At 46.7% G+C, this 15,093-nt stretch carries 13 protein-coding genes; 10 read left to right on the top strand and 3 right to left on the bottom strand.

Annotated elements, in window-relative coordinates; all coding sequences use genetic code 11:
- The first annotated feature begins 48 nt into the window (after positions 1-48).
- The 4 genes from argF to AYR61_RS03275 all read left to right on the top strand — a co-directional run bounded on the left by argF (position 49) and on the right by AYR61_RS03275 (position 4,637).
- Complete coding sequence (gene argF, locus AYR61_RS03290; RefSeq protein WP_065901664.1) at positions 49-1,047, top strand: ornithine carbamoyltransferase; 999 nt, start codon at positions 49-51, stop codon at positions 1,045-1,047.
- A 20-nt stretch (positions 1,048-1,067) separates the two neighbouring features.
- On the top strand, positions 1,068-2,018 hold the full coding sequence (arcC, locus tag AYR61_RS03285) for a carbamate kinase (RefSeq protein ID WP_065901662.1): 951 nt from the start codon (positions 1,068-1,070) through the stop codon (positions 2,016-2,018).
- A 102-nt stretch (positions 2,019-2,120) separates the two neighbouring features.
- A complete protein-coding gene (locus AYR61_RS03280; protein WP_065901660.1) occupies positions 2,121-3,668 on the top strand; it encodes a YfcC family protein in 1,548 nt (515 codons plus the stop codon).
- A gap of 150 nt (positions 3,669-3,818) precedes the next feature.
- Complete coding sequence (locus AYR61_RS03275) at positions 3,819-4,637, top strand: hypothetical protein (protein WP_054711844.1); 819 nt, start codon at positions 3,819-3,821, stop codon at positions 4,635-4,637.
- A 38-nt stretch (positions 4,638-4,675) separates the two neighbouring features.
- On the opposite strand, the gene AYR61_RS03270 is transcribed toward AYR61_RS03275, so the two are convergent.
- Positions 4,676-5,329: an endonuclease III domain-containing protein gene (locus AYR61_RS03270; protein WP_065901658.1), complete on the bottom strand. Its 654-nt coding sequence runs from the start codon at positions 5,327-5,329 to the stop codon at positions 4,676-4,678.
- Entirely contained in the window at positions 5,316-5,882 is a 567-nt protein-coding gene (locus AYR61_RS03265) for an Ada metal-binding domain-containing protein (RefSeq protein ID WP_065901656.1), read from the bottom strand. The genes AYR61_RS03270 and AYR61_RS03265 overlap by 14 nt, the downstream gene beginning before the upstream one ends.
- A 131-nt stretch (positions 5,883-6,013) precedes the next feature.
- Here AYR61_RS03265 and AYR61_RS03260 point away from each other — a divergent pair, with 131 nt between their 5' ends.
- Entirely contained in the window at positions 6,014-6,514 is a 501-nt protein-coding gene (locus AYR61_RS03260) for a methylated-DNA--[protein]-cysteine S-methyltransferase (RefSeq protein WP_065901649.1), read from the top strand.
- A 70-nt stretch (positions 6,515-6,584) separates the two neighbouring features.
- On the top strand, positions 6,585-7,085 hold the full coding sequence (locus AYR61_RS03255; protein WP_065901647.1) for a LacI family DNA-binding transcriptional regulator: 501 nt from the start codon (positions 6,585-6,587) through the stop codon (positions 7,083-7,085).
- A 122-nt stretch (positions 7,086-7,207) separates the two neighbouring features.
- Here the strand turns inward: AYR61_RS03255 and AYR61_RS03250 are convergent, their stop codons facing one another.
- Entirely contained in the window at positions 7,208-8,440 is a 1,233-nt protein-coding gene (locus tag AYR61_RS03250) for an RNA-guided endonuclease InsQ/TnpB family protein (RefSeq protein ID WP_065903756.1), read from the bottom strand.
- Positions 8,441-8,544: 104 nt separating this feature from the next.
- Between AYR61_RS03250 and tnpA the strand changes: the two genes are divergently transcribed.
- The 4 genes from tnpA (at position 8,545) to AYR61_RS03230 (ending at position 14,887) form a co-directional block, all read left to right on the top strand.
- Positions 8,545-8,991 (top strand): IS200/IS605 family transposase, encoded by a 447-nt coding sequence (tnpA, locus tag AYR61_RS03245; RefSeq protein WP_065901646.1) that lies wholly within the window; start codon positions 8,545-8,547, stop codon positions 8,989-8,991.
- A gap of 30 nt (positions 8,992-9,021) precedes the next feature.
- On the top strand, positions 9,022-9,549 hold the full coding sequence (locus tag AYR61_RS03240) for a type 1 periplasmic-binding domain-containing protein (protein WP_065901644.1): 528 nt from the start codon (positions 9,022-9,024) through the stop codon (positions 9,547-9,549).
- Positions 9,550-10,486: 937 nt separating this feature from the next.
- Positions 10,487-11,899 carry an SLC45 family MFS transporter gene (locus tag AYR61_RS03235; RefSeq protein WP_065901640.1) on the top strand — a complete coding sequence of 471 codons (1,413 nt, stop codon included), beginning with the start codon at positions 10,487-10,489 and terminating at the stop codon, positions 11,897-11,899.
- Positions 11,900-12,628: 729 nt separating this feature from the next.
- Entirely contained in the window at positions 12,629-14,887 is a 2,259-nt protein-coding gene (locus AYR61_RS03230) for a glycoside hydrolase family 65 protein (RefSeq protein WP_054711856.1), read from the top strand.
- The last annotated feature ends 206 nt before the right edge of the window (positions 14,888-15,093 follow it).

The following is a 15,093-nucleotide window of genomic DNA, read 5'->3' as shown; positions in this document are numbered from 1 at the left end:
AACCGCTTACTATACTAAACATTGTAAATAACAAAGGAGGAACACACAATGTTTAACTTACGTCACAGAAGCTTCTTAACCCTATTAGATTTTACACCAAAGGAAATGGGATTTTTACTTCAATTATCTGAAGACCTCAAAACGGCAAAGTACACCGGTACTGAACAACAAAAATTAGCAGGTAAGAATATTGCCCTGATTTTTGAAAAGAGCTCAACTCGGACACGCTGTGCATTTGAAGTTGCCGCCTATGACCAAGGTGCTAATGTTACTTATTTAGGACCAAGCGGTTCTCATATGGGTAAGAAAGAAACGGCTAAGGATACTGCTCGTGTTCTGGGTGGTATGTATGATGGTATTGAATACCGTGGGTTCTCACAACGAACAGTTGAAACATTGGCAAAATATTCTGGTGTTCCCGTATGGAATGGCTTGACCGATGAAGATCACCCGACTCAAGTTTTGGCTGACTTTTTGACGGCTAAAGAAGTTTTGAAGAAAAACTATAGCGACATTCATTTCACCTACGTGGGTGATGGTCGTAATAACGTTGCTAACGCTCTAATGATTGGTGCAGCAACTATGGGGATGGCATTCCATCTTGTTTGCCCTAAAGAATTGGATCCAACAGAAGAGTTGATGACTAAGGTCAATGCACTTGCTACTAAGACGGGTGCCACAATTATGGTCACTGATGACATTGATAAGGGTGTTAAAGACTCTGATGTCATTTACACTGACGTTTGGGTATCGATGGGTGAAGCTGATAGTATCTGGGCAGAACGCATCAAGCTGTTGAAACCATATCAAGTTAACAAGGCCATGATGGAAAAAACAGGCAATCCAAACGTTATCTTTGAACACTGTTTACCATCGTTCCACAGTGCAGATACAAAGGTCGGTCAAGAAATTGCCGAAAAATATGGTTTGACTGAAATGGAAGTTACCGATGAAGTCTTTGAAAGTGAAGCATCAGTGGTCTTCCAAGAAGCAGAAAACCGGATGCACACGATTAAAGCCGTTATGGTTGCTACCTTAGGCGAGTAGTCCAGACAGGGGGGATCGATATGGCAAAGATTGTCGTTGCATTAGGTGGTAACGCCTTAGGAAAATCACCTGAGGAACAACTGGAATTGGTTAAACATACAGCTACATCTTTAATCGGATTAGTGGCTGCTGGTCACCAGGTTGTGATCAGCCATGGAAATGGACCACAAGTTGGTGCAATTAATTTAGGGATGAACTATGCGGCCGAACATGGTCAAACAGCGGCATTTCCATTCCCAGAATGTGGCGCCATGAGTCAGGGGTACATTGGCTATCATCTTCAACAAAGTCTTCAAAACGAATTGCATCACCGATGGATGAACAAAAACGTTGTGACCATGGTGACCCAGGTTGAAGTTGATCCGACTGATTCAGCATTTCAGAATCCAACTAAACCAGTGGGTGCTTTTTACAGTAAGGAAGATGCTGAACAAATTGAACGCAACAAGGGTTACGTGTTCAAAGAAGATGCTGGCCGTGGCTACCGACAAGTTGTGCCCTCGCCACTACCAAAATCAATCATTGAACTTGATAGTATTAACACGCTAGTTGAGGCCGACAATCTGGTTATTGCTGGTGGTGGCGGTGGTGTACCCGTTGTTAAGACGGATGATGGCCTTAAAGGGGTACCTGCTGTTATTGATAAGGACCGCTCTAGTGCATTATTAGCTGATAATCTGGAAGCTGATCAATTGATCATTTTAACAGCAGTTGACGATGTTTATATTAACTACGGCAAGCCTGATCAGAAGGTTCTACGTGATTTGAGTAATCGAGAAGCACGGCACTACATTAACGAAGGACAATTCGCACCTGGTAGCATGCTGCCAAAGATCGAAGCATGCTTAACCTTTGTTGATGGTGATGCTGATCGGACTGCGTTGATTACATCACTAGATCATCTTGATGATGCCTTGGCTGGTAAGGTTGGGACTGTTATCAGTAAAACTGGTGCATTAGTGAATGAATAGACACAAATGAGTGTTGCGTGATCCTAAAGATGCTGAGAACAACCTGCTGATTTAGGGTCACGTTTTCTGGTTTTAGAGACAAAACATATAGGGGTGAAACTCATGACAGGCGTCAAAACGAAAAGACACTTCAAATTAAAAATGCCCGGCGCGTTTGTAATTTTATTTATTCTGACAATTTTAGCCGTGGCAGCAACTTGGTTTATTCCAGCGGGGAGCTATTCTAAATTATCTTATAATAAGCCATCTTCTGAGTTACAAATTAAAAAGCCTGGTGGTCAGATTGAAAAGGTGCCAGCCACTCAGCATGAACTAGACAAATTAGGGGTTAAAATCAACATCAAGCAATTCACTTCTGGTGGGATTACAGATGCCATTTCAATTCCAAATACGTACCAGCGATTGAAACAACGGCCTGCAAGAATTGCAGCGGTTCCGAACAGTATGGTGCGTGGGACTATTGAAGCTGTTGATATAATGGTCTTCATCTTTGTCCTCGGAGGGTTGATCGGTGTTGTTAAAGCCAGTGGGGCCTTTGAATCTGGACTGATTGCCCTAACGAAAAAAACTAAAGGACATGAGTTCCTACTGATTTTCTTAGTGGCTGTGTTGATGGTCTTAGGCGGGACCCTTTGCGGGATCGAAGAAGAAGCAGTTGCCTTCTACCCGATTTTGGTGCCCGTTTTCATTGCGATGGGCTACGACTCGATTGTCTGTGTTGGGGCAATATTCCTTGCTAGTTCAGTTGGGACGTGTTTTTCAACAATCAACCCATTCTCAGTTGTGATTGCATCAAATGCTGCTGGAATCGACTTTACACAGGGACTAAATTGGCGGGTCGTTGGTTGTGCAGTTGCGGCCGCCTTCGTCATTTTCTACCTCCACTGGTACAGTAAAAAAGTTAAAGATAATCCTGAGTCGTCATATTCATATGAGGACCACGAGTCCTTTAACAAGATGTGGTCAGTCACTTCTACTGACAATGGTGAAAATACCGCCTTTACTGCACGTAAGAAATTTATCTTGATCTTGTTCGTTGTGACGTTCCCAATCATGGTCTGGGGCGTTATGGCTAAGGGATGGTGGTTCCCAACAATGGCCGCCTCCTTCCAGACATTTGCAATCATCATCATGTTCTTAACCGCTACTGGTCGCTTTGGTATTGGTGAAAAGGGCGTTGTTGATGCGTTTGTGAATGGTGCTTCTAGCTTAGTCGGTGTTTCGTTGATCATTGGCTTAGCTCGTGGTATCAACATTGTGTTGAACGAAGGGATGATTTCTGACACAATGCTACAGTTTTCATCGAACTTAGTTTCTCACATGAGCGGTCCAGTTTTCATCATCGTGATGCTACTGATCTTCTTTGTACTCGGGTTCATTGTGCCATCTTCATCTGGATTAGCTGTTTTATCAATGCCAATTTTGGCACCATTAGCTGATACAGTTCATATTCCACGTTACGTTGTTGTTACTGCTTATCAATTCGGCCAATATGCAATGCTTTTCTTGGCACCAACTGGTTTGGTAATGGCGACGCTGCAAATGCTTGATATGAAGTACTCTCACTGGTTACGGTTTGTATGGCCAGTTGTTGCGTTCGTTCTTCTATTTGGCGGTGGCATATTAGTTGCTGAAGTACTTGTTAGTTAACACTTAAACATAGAGGCACACAGTTGTTTTTCAACAATTGCGTGCCTTTTGTTTGTCTAAAGAAAAACGCTGCCATTTTGGTTGCTCAACCCATGTGCAATATGCTACATTTAACATAATAAGGGCAAATTACGCACAGGGGGAATCGCTATGAAGGAAAAGGTTATCGTTGGCGTGTTGGCACTGCTTGTCGGGGGACTTGCGCTGGGCAGTGGTCAATCACAGGTTCAGGCTGCGACCACTTACAAGGTCGTCAAAACGAAGGCCTATAATGACCTGGCTTACCATGCTAAGGACACTAAGAAATCGGCTTACATGTGGAACACGACGCACACTAAGAAGCTGCACAATTTGAAAAACTATCCTAAAACAACTTGGTATCTTTCAAAATCGATCAAGTTACAAGTCGGGAAAAAGTCGGGAATCTACTATCAAGTGATCAACAATACTGGTAAGGTCAGCGGCATTGTTTGGCGCAGCTATTTGACGAAGGGCAATAATCCTTCCGATAAACTCGTCAAAAACGCTGAGGTGCTTTCGTACGGCGGTGGTCTTGCGGGAATCAAATCAGCGCGTGAGGCGGCTACCCTGCAGGTCGACATTCTCTCGCTGTTCCCTGGCACGCTGCTGAATACGTCGCTGTCTGCGGATGCACGGACCGATCTGAACGCTGGCGTCAACAAGGCCACTAAGTATTCGAAGACGGATTCAAATAAGAAAGCAGTCGGCATCTTTTCGCCGTTCAACTGGACGACCGTTTCCAGCAAGACGTCCTACACAGCGCAAGTCACGGCCCAACTGGAAAAACAGGGGTATACAGCGACCAAACGTGCCAGTTATAAAGGCTGGCAGATCGGGATTTATGCGACTCCGCATGGCTATGACAGTTCAACGTATAAGACTTGGACGTCTGGGTATGGTTCTTGGGGCGTTTACCTCGTGCCAACTGATGACATTTTAAGTAACTAATAGCAACAAAAAACGGACATCCCGCGGGGGTGTCCGTTTTAGTGTGTCTGCAAACGCGGTAGCTCATCAACAAGAAAACTCGTTTCAAAATCACCTTCATGCTGCAGATACTGTTTACCGAACTCATCGATCAGGCCGTGAAAATCCTGTGCCATTTCAAAGGTAAACGTTTTTAGAAGTGTGATCTGCTGTTTTAAATGCGGGTAGCTATCCGTTTTCTCATAGCCCAGGTGGGCAAAGAGCCGGCGGGCGTATGTGTCCGCAATGAAATCGGGCTGGTCAAAAATGTAAACGAGATAGTCGTCCGCGGTTTCATTGCCAACGCCGGGCAGTTTTAGCAGTTGTTGCCGCAGGGTGGCGCGGTTGTCCACCCAAATCTGGTGGTAATCCCAGTTGCGGTCCTCGAACCACTGAAATACATTGTGAATCGCTTTAGATTTATTGTTGTAGAACCCGCTGGGACGGATGAGGTCGATCAAGTCATCCTGGGACAGCGCTAAGAGGGTTTTAGCGTCCATCTTTGTGGCGGTCTTGATGTTGTTGAGTGAGGTTCCGGCGTTTTTCCAGTAGGTATTTTGAACTAAAATGGCGCCCACGATAATGTCGCGCTTGGTATCAGACGGCCACCAGCCGGACGGCCCCATGTGGTGACTCATGGTTTCATAAAGTTGCGTGAGGTCAACGGTTGGCATGTTGGGCTTCCTTTCGATAATGACTGGGTGAGACGTGAAATTTTGTTTTGAACGCGGTTGTGAAATAGGCCGTATTTGGTATGCCGGATTCGGCGGCGATCCAACTGATAGACTGGGTTGTCGTGGTTAAGAGCGTTGCGGCTTCCGTCAAACGTAAATCGATTAATTTTTGCTGGGGCGTTTGGCCGGTAACCCGTTTGTAGGTGTGTCGGATATAAGATTCTGAACCGTGGGCTAGTGCGGCAAGGGTGGTCATACTGAGGGAATCTTTGAAATGAGCAGTGAGAATCTGGTCGATCTCAGTTACCCAAGTCTGGTTAGTCACGGGTTGACCGGTTGGTGCGCAACGTTTGCAGGGGCGAAATCCCGCTGCGATGGCTTCCTGGGGTGACAGGAAGATCCGAATGTGCGTCTGTATCGGCAACCGTGAGGCACAGGACGGGCGACAGAAAATTTTTGTTGTCGTCACGCCGTACCAGAACTGGTCGTCAAACTGGTGATCATTTTGCTGAATCGCTTGCCATCTGCGGGCCGTTAATCGGTGCTCAGTCATGTGTCCACCTACCTTCTTATAGGACTACTATACAACAAAGACTGCAATAATAGGAAGTAAGAACATGAGAAAGCCAGATAGTGCAACTCTTAGTTTTGAAATTTTGCTACACTGTTCGTGGAGGTGAGCAGATGACACGTTATTATCAAATTCAATTACCCGTTAATGGTCAGCTGACTTGGCTGGCAGGCACGGCCACTCAGCTCGTATTTGTGGGCACACCGGGAAATGAGCAGGATATGCCCAATAATCTTATACCAACTGTGTCGTTTATGACGAAAAAAACACCATTTTTCGTTGCCGCGGCGCAGAAGATTTCACGCTACCTAACTGGGCAGTCAGAAATCTTTGATGTGCCCGTTTTATTCCTGAGTGGGACGCCGTTGCAGCAACGCGTTTGGCAGGCCTTAACGACTGTCCCCTATGGCACACAACTCACCTATAGTGACTTAGCACAGCAAGTAGGGTATCCTAAAGCTGTCCGGGCCGTTGCGACAGCTGTGGCTAAAAATCCGCTGCTGTTTGTGGTACCATGTCACCGCGTTGTGCGCAAGGACGGCAGTGCGGGGCAGTATCGCGGCGGCGTCGATTTAAAACGCCACCTATTAACTATGGAACAGCAAAATCGCTAGAAACACCACGAAACCGGCCTATTCCATCGCTAATCTGGTACAATGGTGATATGGGAAGGGAAGGATCGTCATGGTTACAATTCGAGACATTGCGAAACGCGCCGGGGTATCGGTATCAACTGCTTCACGGGCGTTGAACAATCATCCAAAAATCAGTGAGAAGACCCGCGATAAGATCAAGGCGCTGGCTGATGAAATGGGCTACATGCCAAACTACAATGCCAAAAACCTAACCAATGGCGTGTCGAACGCGGTTGGCGTGGTGTTTCCACCTGGCGAATTGAGTCCGGCCTCCAACCCGTTTTATGTCGACATTTTAATGGGCATCAATCAAGAGCTGCGGGCGCGCAACGGCGTCCTGTCCGTGGCGATTGCAAATACCATGGCGGAGCTGACCGCTAACGTTGAATCGCTGATCAGTCAGGGCTTGATCCACTATTTCGTGTTACTGTATTCAAAGAAAAACGACCCAGTGATCAAGTTGCTCCGTGCACAACAGGTCAACTACGTGGTTATTGGTGACCCCAATGCCGACGGTCAACCACTCCCGACTAAAGTCGGAAGCTTGTGAGAACTGCACCTAGCGGTGCAACGACCACAATTTGCTTAGATACAGCAATTGCCTGCATGCAGGTCTTACGTGCTAATTATCAAAGCCTTTTATGCCCGCAGGTTGCCAGACGGACAAACAAGTTAAGCACTTGCCAAGCCTTTTTTGAGAATGTTTTTAGCAGCATTCCAATCGCGAATGTGGTGATTACCGCACTGTGGGCAAGTCCATTCACGATCTTTTAAGGTCAGTTTTTTATCACCGCACATCAAATATCCACACTCACTACAGGTTTGCGTCGTGTTACGCGGATTAACGGTGACAAATTTATGGCCGTATAGGTCGGCTTTATAGGCCAGCATGCCTAAAAAAGTTCGCCAGCCAACATCAGCAATGCTCATTGCCAATGCATGGTTTCGTAACATATTCTTACTCCGCAACTCCTCTGCAACAACTAAATCGTGGTTCTTGATAAGTGTTGTTGAGACAAGATGTAGAAAGTTGTTACGTTGATTAGCAACTTTTCGCTGGAGGGTGGCCACCAATACACGTTGTTTCTGATAATTCTTAGCTTCACGAAGCGGCCGATTTTCTTTTTTAGCCCGTAGCGCACGACGAGAAAGTTTACGTTGGGCTTTGGCTAGCTTGCCCTTGATAGAGCGATAGTAACGTGGATTGGCAACGATGTTGCCGTTTGAATCAGTTAGGAAATTGTCAGTATTTAGGTCAATGCCTACTGGAGAGATCTGTTGCTTGCCACCCACAACAAACGGGGTGTCCGATCCTAGTTGCATAGATAAGTAGTAACGCCCAGTGGCATCGCGTGAGACAGTGATTGTTCCAATACGAACATCATTGCCACAACTAAACAAGCGTCTATGTGACCCAGACACACGCAATCGGCCAATCAAGCTAATTTTAACATGCTTAGAATCGAGAAAACGGCAACTGCCATTGAACAAATTCGGCTGAACCTTAGCATAGCGATTTGGGAGCTGAAAGCTGCCACTCATCTGCTTTTTATGGAACTTTGGTGTGCCAGATCTGTGTACTTGTCGAAATAAACGCCACGCGCTCTGATAAGCTCGTCGTGCTTGATCTACAACGTCGGTACCTACATTGGTACCTGATAACCAAGGATGTAGTGCAAACAACATTTGTGTGTTGTTTTTACGTTTCTGCAGGTAGGCAATGCGATTAACAACCGAAGCAATGTAACACTTTACTTTACGCAATTGAAATAGTTCTTTGTCGATAGCCACCATTTCGTTGTAAGCAAAACGGCTTGCGTTGATATTGTTGTCAAGCTGATGTTTCTGCTCACGAGATGGGAATATTCGCATTTTAATTCCGTAATGGTATTTGAACTCAGACATTTTCTTAGTCACATATATCACCTCCTTAGACTATAATTATTATACGACTGTCACCACATTTAAACAACGAAGTCGTTTATCTATAAACGTTAGGAGTAAATCATATGTCAAAAGAAAACGCGAAACACGAACGCGGATATGTTTATAACTTTCACTTCCATTTAGTCTGGGTAACGAAGTATCGGAAACAAATATTTAACACACCAAGATTCGCAAAGGAGATGTTGACAATCTTGCAAAACATTGCGAATCAAAACGAAATTGAAATTGAGAAAGGCGAAGTCATGCTTGATCATATCCATCTGCTAATCAGCTTTAAACCAAAGTACGCGCCGGCCAATATTGTCAAGGTATTAAAGGGTGTCTCAGCACGCGAATGGTTCAAAATTCATCCAGAAACACGACAAATAGTTTGGGGCGGTCACCTTTGGTCGCCAAGCTATTACATGGGCACTTTAGGGGATATGTCAAAAGAAACAGTCGAACACTACATTGAGAACCAACGAACAGAAAGGGGGAAGGCGGGAAGGCCTCTGCTAAAACGCAACTAACGTTGCGAAACATGGGCGTTCCTCCCATGATTGAAATCATGGGTTTCCCGCCAAAATTTTAATGAAAACTACGTTAATAACGATAACGAGCTTGCTGGTCAAAAGGCGGGCGAGTATATGATTCGCAAATTTGAAACAAAACGGACGTTGTTTGTGGAATCCGATCCTGAACAGGGATTTGAACGTAAACGGCGGATCGGCTTTCAAAAGGCCATGGCGGCTGCCGGTGTACCGACAGAAGTACTGAAAGTGCCGAAGCTCAGCGAATTTCGGCTCGACCAAGCCGTGGCCCAGTACCTCACAACACGCACAACGATTGAAGGTATTGTCACAACGGATGACGCTCTTGGACTCATGATCTACCAGCTGCTGTGGCGGCAACTCAACCGTGACGTGCCGCTGATCAGCTTTAACCGCAACCGGTCAAACAACTTTCTGATGGGCGAATCCGTCCGCTTTGTCGAACTCTACCCGCAAACAATGGGTACCGCAGCTGTGCGGGTGCTGTTTGATCCGGATAAGCGGTCTGAGTTGATTCCGTTTACGATAGAGCGATAGAGAGCGGAGAAAAACGGTTTGAGGGCGGAGCCTAAGGTACTCTGGCAGGAATACCTGGGTTTGGTATTTTTGTCAGAGAACCTTAGGCAGTAGCCCTCAGTTTTTCGGAGCTCGTTTCGGCACGGTGGCCTAGAAGCAAGCCGTTCGTTGCATTGCGCAATTTGACACTCCGTTGTGGTGGCTCGCGAATGAGCTAACTCGATTTCTGCTTCGCAGCTCTCGAGTGGATCTCATTCGACTCGCATATCACTAGGTGGCCGAAGAACACGTCCACCAAGTGATATCGACACCACAACTCCGTGTCAAATTGCTCCATTCCACTAACACAGTGCTAGCTTCAAACGGTTAGCTTAGTATCACAATTGAATCAGAACTAGTTCGTAGATTATCCGTCCTTGACTGCTTAACAGTTGGGGGCAGCGAACATTTGATGATAGTGTTTAGCCGAATTAATTGATTTGAACATAACGAGTCAACTGTGAGTTGCCAATTACAGCAAGTGTCAGCGCAGTGGAGCCGGTCGGCATTGCCAGTTGTAGTGTCGGCATGAGTTGGTAACCGTTCTTGGGTCATCTACTCATGCGGGAGTGATGGAGATCCACTTTCGCTTGCGAAAGTTAGCTTCATCGCGACCCCACTACTACTGGTAGGGCCGGCCGGCGGAACGAAGCGACTAGACTCATCCACATCTAGACAGTAGCGCGTTTGGAACAACCAACTTAACCGGTTACATCATTGGTCTAGATCTGTTTAACACGAAATTTATGAGACAAAAAAAGTTGAAAAAAAGTTATGCGGGCATAACGCCCAGTGTGACGGGCGAAGACGGGATATTGTTTCCCGTCTTTTTTAAAAAGATTAGTGCAACCGGTTGCATAATAAGTGATGTAGAAAACGTTTGCAATTATTGTTCGATTATCATCGAGGAGGGATTCATATGGCACAATCAGCAACAGATGTCGCTGACGGGACGGGTAAAACAACGTCCAAAAAAGATTTATTGCCATCATTGCCAACCAGCACCATTTTCCTGATCAACTTCGGGTTCCTAGGCGTGCAAATGGCGTTTCAATTACAAAGCACTAACATGGGGCGGATCTTCCAAACCTTAGGTGCCGATCCAAACAACCTCGGGTTCTTCTTCATCCTGCCACCACTGGCCGGGATGGTCGTTCAACCCCTCGTTGGGTATTTCTCAGACCGGACTTGGATGCCTAAGCTTGGTCGTCGGATCCCGTACCTGTTAATTGGTGCGGTGGTCGCCATGATCGTCATGTTCTTACTGCCAAACGCTGGTAGTTTTGGATTCGGTTATGGGTCGTTAGCGGCACTGTGGTTTGGTGCCATTACCCTGTTATTCATGGATCTGTCATCAAACGTGGCCATGCAGCCATTCAAGATGATGGTCGGTGACATGGTTAACGAGAAACAAAAAGGGTTCGCATACTCCATTCAAAGCTTCGCCTCAAACGCCGGTGCTTTGTTAGCAAGTATCTTCCCATTTGCTTTGACTGCTTTAGGTATCGCCAACGTCGCTAAGAAGGGGACTGTGCCTAACTCAGTTATCTGGTCCTTCTATGCTGGTGCCATCATTCTGTTACTCTGCTGCCTGTTGACCGTCTTCCGTGTTAAGGAATATGATCCAGACACCTACGCTAAATACCATGGTATTGCTGACAACAGCAACCACAAAGGAATCTTTGAAGCATTGAAGACTGCCCCTAAGATCTTCTGGACCGTTTCAGTTGTTCAGTTCTTCTGCTGGATGGGCTTCCAATACCTCTGGACTTACGCTACCGGAGCCATTGCTTCCAACGTTTGGCACACTGCCAACGCTGCATCAGCAGGCTACCAAGCTGCCGGTAACTGGTATGGTGTGATGTCAGCCGTTCAATCGATCGCTGCCGTTATCTGGGCACTGGTTCTTTCACGGGTCGGCAACAGTCACCACAAGATTTTCTATGCATTAAGCCTCGTTATGGGCGGTATCGGGTTTGGCTCGATCTTCTTCATCCACGACAAGTACACACTGTTCATCTCATTTATCTTAATTGGCTGCGCATGGGCTGCTATGAACGCCTTCCCATTCACCTTCCTGACAAACGCCATCGAAGATTCAGAAAATATGGGGACTTACCTTGGCTTATTCAACAGTAGTATCTGCCTGCCACAAATCGTTGCTTCAATCGCAAGTTTCGCCATCTTCCCACTGTTAGGCTCACACATGCCTACCATGCTGTTACTTTCAGGAATCTTCTTAATCATCGGTGCCTTCTCCGTTGGTATCGTCAAAGAAGTTTGGGCTCGGAAGTCTGACGCTGAGGAAGAGCCAGCTGATACAGAGAATTAGAGTGTGGAACACGTTTCGGCAATGTGACTTCTATTTGAGTTAGCTGTTCGTTGCATTGCGTCATTTGGCGCTCCGTGTAGTGGCTCGCGATGAAGCTAATTCAGCTGTCGCTGTGCGCCATCTGAATGGATCTCCATCGTCTCGCACATCAGTAACCGACCATAGAACGGTCGCTAACTGATGTCGACACCACAGCTCCGCGCCAAATGACTCCATTCCACTGACATGGTGCTAACTTCAAACGGTTAGCTAAGCATCACAATTGAATCAAGACTAGTTCGTAGATTATCCGCTCTCAACTGCTTCACAGTTTTGGACAGCGAACCTTTGATGATAGTGTTTAACCGAATTAATTGATTGAACATAACGAGTCAACTGTGCGTTGCCAATTCAATAATAGCAAGTATCAGCGCAGTGGAGCCGGTCGGCATTGCTCCGGAGCGACCCACTACAGCCTGCAGGGCCGACCGGCGGAACGAAGCGAAAGGCACAATTTATCCACAGCAACGCGGCCGCAAAACGCGTTGTCAGTCATACAAGTTTTCATCCAATAAGTAAACACCCCACAACAGCCGTGTTGAACCGATACGAAATAAATGAAGACGCTTAATCACCCAATTCATTTTCCGGTTTGACCGGCTGTCCGTGGTCAAAAATAAAGTCGTTCAAGAAACAACAACCAAAAGTAATGTAGCTGTAAAGTCGTAAAATCAAGGAGGACGTACCTTTATGAAACGGACATTTGAAGTCACCCCCTGGAACATCGTCACTCACAAGTTAGACCCTGAAGACAAGCGCCTTCAGGAATCCATGACCTCACTGGGTAACGAATACATGGGGATGCGTGGATTCTATGAAGAAGACTATTCAGGCGACACCTTAAAGGGTATCTACCTCGGCGGTGTCTGGTTCCCAGACAAGACGCGTGTTGGCTGGTGGAAGAATGGCTATCCAAAGTATTTCGGAAAAGTTATCAACGCCATCAATTTCATCAAGTTAAACGTGCTGATCGATGGCGAACCCATTGATCTTGCCAAGGATAAAGTCAGCGATTTCGAGCTGAACTTGGACATGAAGCAAGCCAAGCTGACCCGGTCATTTACGGTGACGAAGAACGGCCATGCGATTGCCATGACCTTTGAACGGTTCATCAGTGTTGCCAATAAGGAGTTGGTTGGGATTCGTGTCACGGCAACCAACAAGTCCAACGACAACGTTAAGGTAACCTTCAAGTCGGCGATGGATGCTGACGTGCAAAACGAAGATGCCAACTACGATGAACATTTCTGGAATGTGTTGAAGACGACCCAGAATGCTACCGATGCGTCAATCGTGGCCATTACGAAGGAAAACCCGTTTGGCACGCCTCGTTTCACGGTTGGTATCAAGATGACCAACGAAACGGACCTGAGTCAGGATGCTGTTGACCAACCAAACGATAAGGAAGTTGTGAACCAATTTAGCGGGGCACTGGCACCTAACGCCAGTGCAACCATTGCCAAACGCATTACCGTTGTGAGCTCACGGGACTACGACACGCAAGATAAGCTGGAAGCAGCCATGAATGATTTGAGTGCTAAAGTCGACGCCGTTTCCTACGACGACTTGTTTGCCGCTCACGCCCGGATCTGGGCTGACCGTTGGGAAAAATCCGACGTTGAGATTCAAGGCGATACTGAGTCACAACAGGGGATCCGATTTAACCTTTTCCAGTTATTCTCCACTTACTATGGTGAAGATAGCCGGTTAAACATCGGTCCCAAAGGGTTTACCGGTGAGAAGTACGGTGGTGCCACATACTGGGACACCGAAGCTTTCGCCGTTCCCGTTTATCTGGGCATCACGGATCCAAAGGTTACCCGCAGTTTACTGATGTACCGGTACCAACAATTGGATGGTGCCTATGTGAACGCCAAGGAACAGGGGCTCAAAGGGGCCTTGTACCCAATGGTGACCTTCAACGGGATCGAATGCCACAACGAGTGGGAGATCACGTTTGAAGAAATTCACCGGAACGGCGACATTGCGTTTGCCATTTACAACTACACGCGTTATACCGGTGACAAGTCTTACGTGTTAAACGAAGGCAGCAAAGTCCTCACCGAAATTTCTCGGTTCTGGGCTGACCGGGTCCACTTTAGCGAACGGAACCAGAAGTACATGATCCACGGTGTCACTGGCCCTGACGAGTACGAAAACAACGTTGATAACAACTGGTACACGAACTACTTGGCTAAATGGACGCTCAAGTACACCCTTGAGATTTTGGGCGAGGTTTCGCCTGAAGTCGCAAAGAAACTTGATGTTTCTGATGACGAAAAAGCCCACTGGCAAGATATCGTTGACCGGTTCTACCTGCCTGAAGACAAGGATCTTGGCATCTTTGTTCAACACGATGGTTTCTTGGATAAAGACCTCAAGCCCGTCTCATCCATTCCAGCCGATCAGCTGCCAATCAACCAACACTGGTCATGGGATAAGATCCTTCGTTCACCATACATCAAGCAAGGCGATGTTTTACAAGGTGTTTGGGACTTTATCGATGACTTCACGCCAGCCCAAAAGAAAGCCAACTTTGACTTTTACGAACCACTGACCGTTCACGAATCTAGTTTATCCGCAGCCATCCACTCCATTTTAGCCGCCGACCTTCACTACGAAGACAAGGCCGTTGAAATGTACGAACGGACAGCCCGTTTGGATTTGGATAACTACAACAACGACACGGTCGATGGCCTGCACATCACCTCAATGACCGGTGGCTGGTTAGCCATCGTTCAAGGGTTTGCCGGCATGCGTGTTCGTGACGACCAACTGCACTTCGCACCCTTCTTGCCAAAGAAGTGGAACGCCTACCAGTTCCGGATTCAATTCCGCGGTCGTTCGATCCAAGTCCACGTTGACCAAAATGGTAGCCAATTAACCCTGTTATCAGGCGAACCACTGACAGTTGACCTTGATGGGAAACAAACTGAACTCAAAGCTTAATACTGAATTAACGTGTTTTATGCACCAACCCACAAAAAATAGTAGGAAACTGGTCGATCATAGTGGTCGGCCAGTTTTTTTGGTGCGCCCGGCATGGGCGCCAACTAGACGGTGAAAGTCCGTTGCGGGCCGTAGTAGTCGGAACCGCAAGTCAATGACAAGGGTGTCCATCGTGAGGTGGAATCTGAAGGAAGTCGGCGACAAAG

This window comes from Secundilactobacillus paracollinoides (genome assembly GCF_001702155.1).
GTDB lineage: Bacteria > Bacillota > Bacilli > Lactobacillales > Lactobacillaceae > Secundilactobacillus > Secundilactobacillus paracollinoides.
The sequence above is the reverse complement of the archived record's forward strand: the minus strand, read 5'-3'. Positions and strand labels throughout refer to the sequence as shown.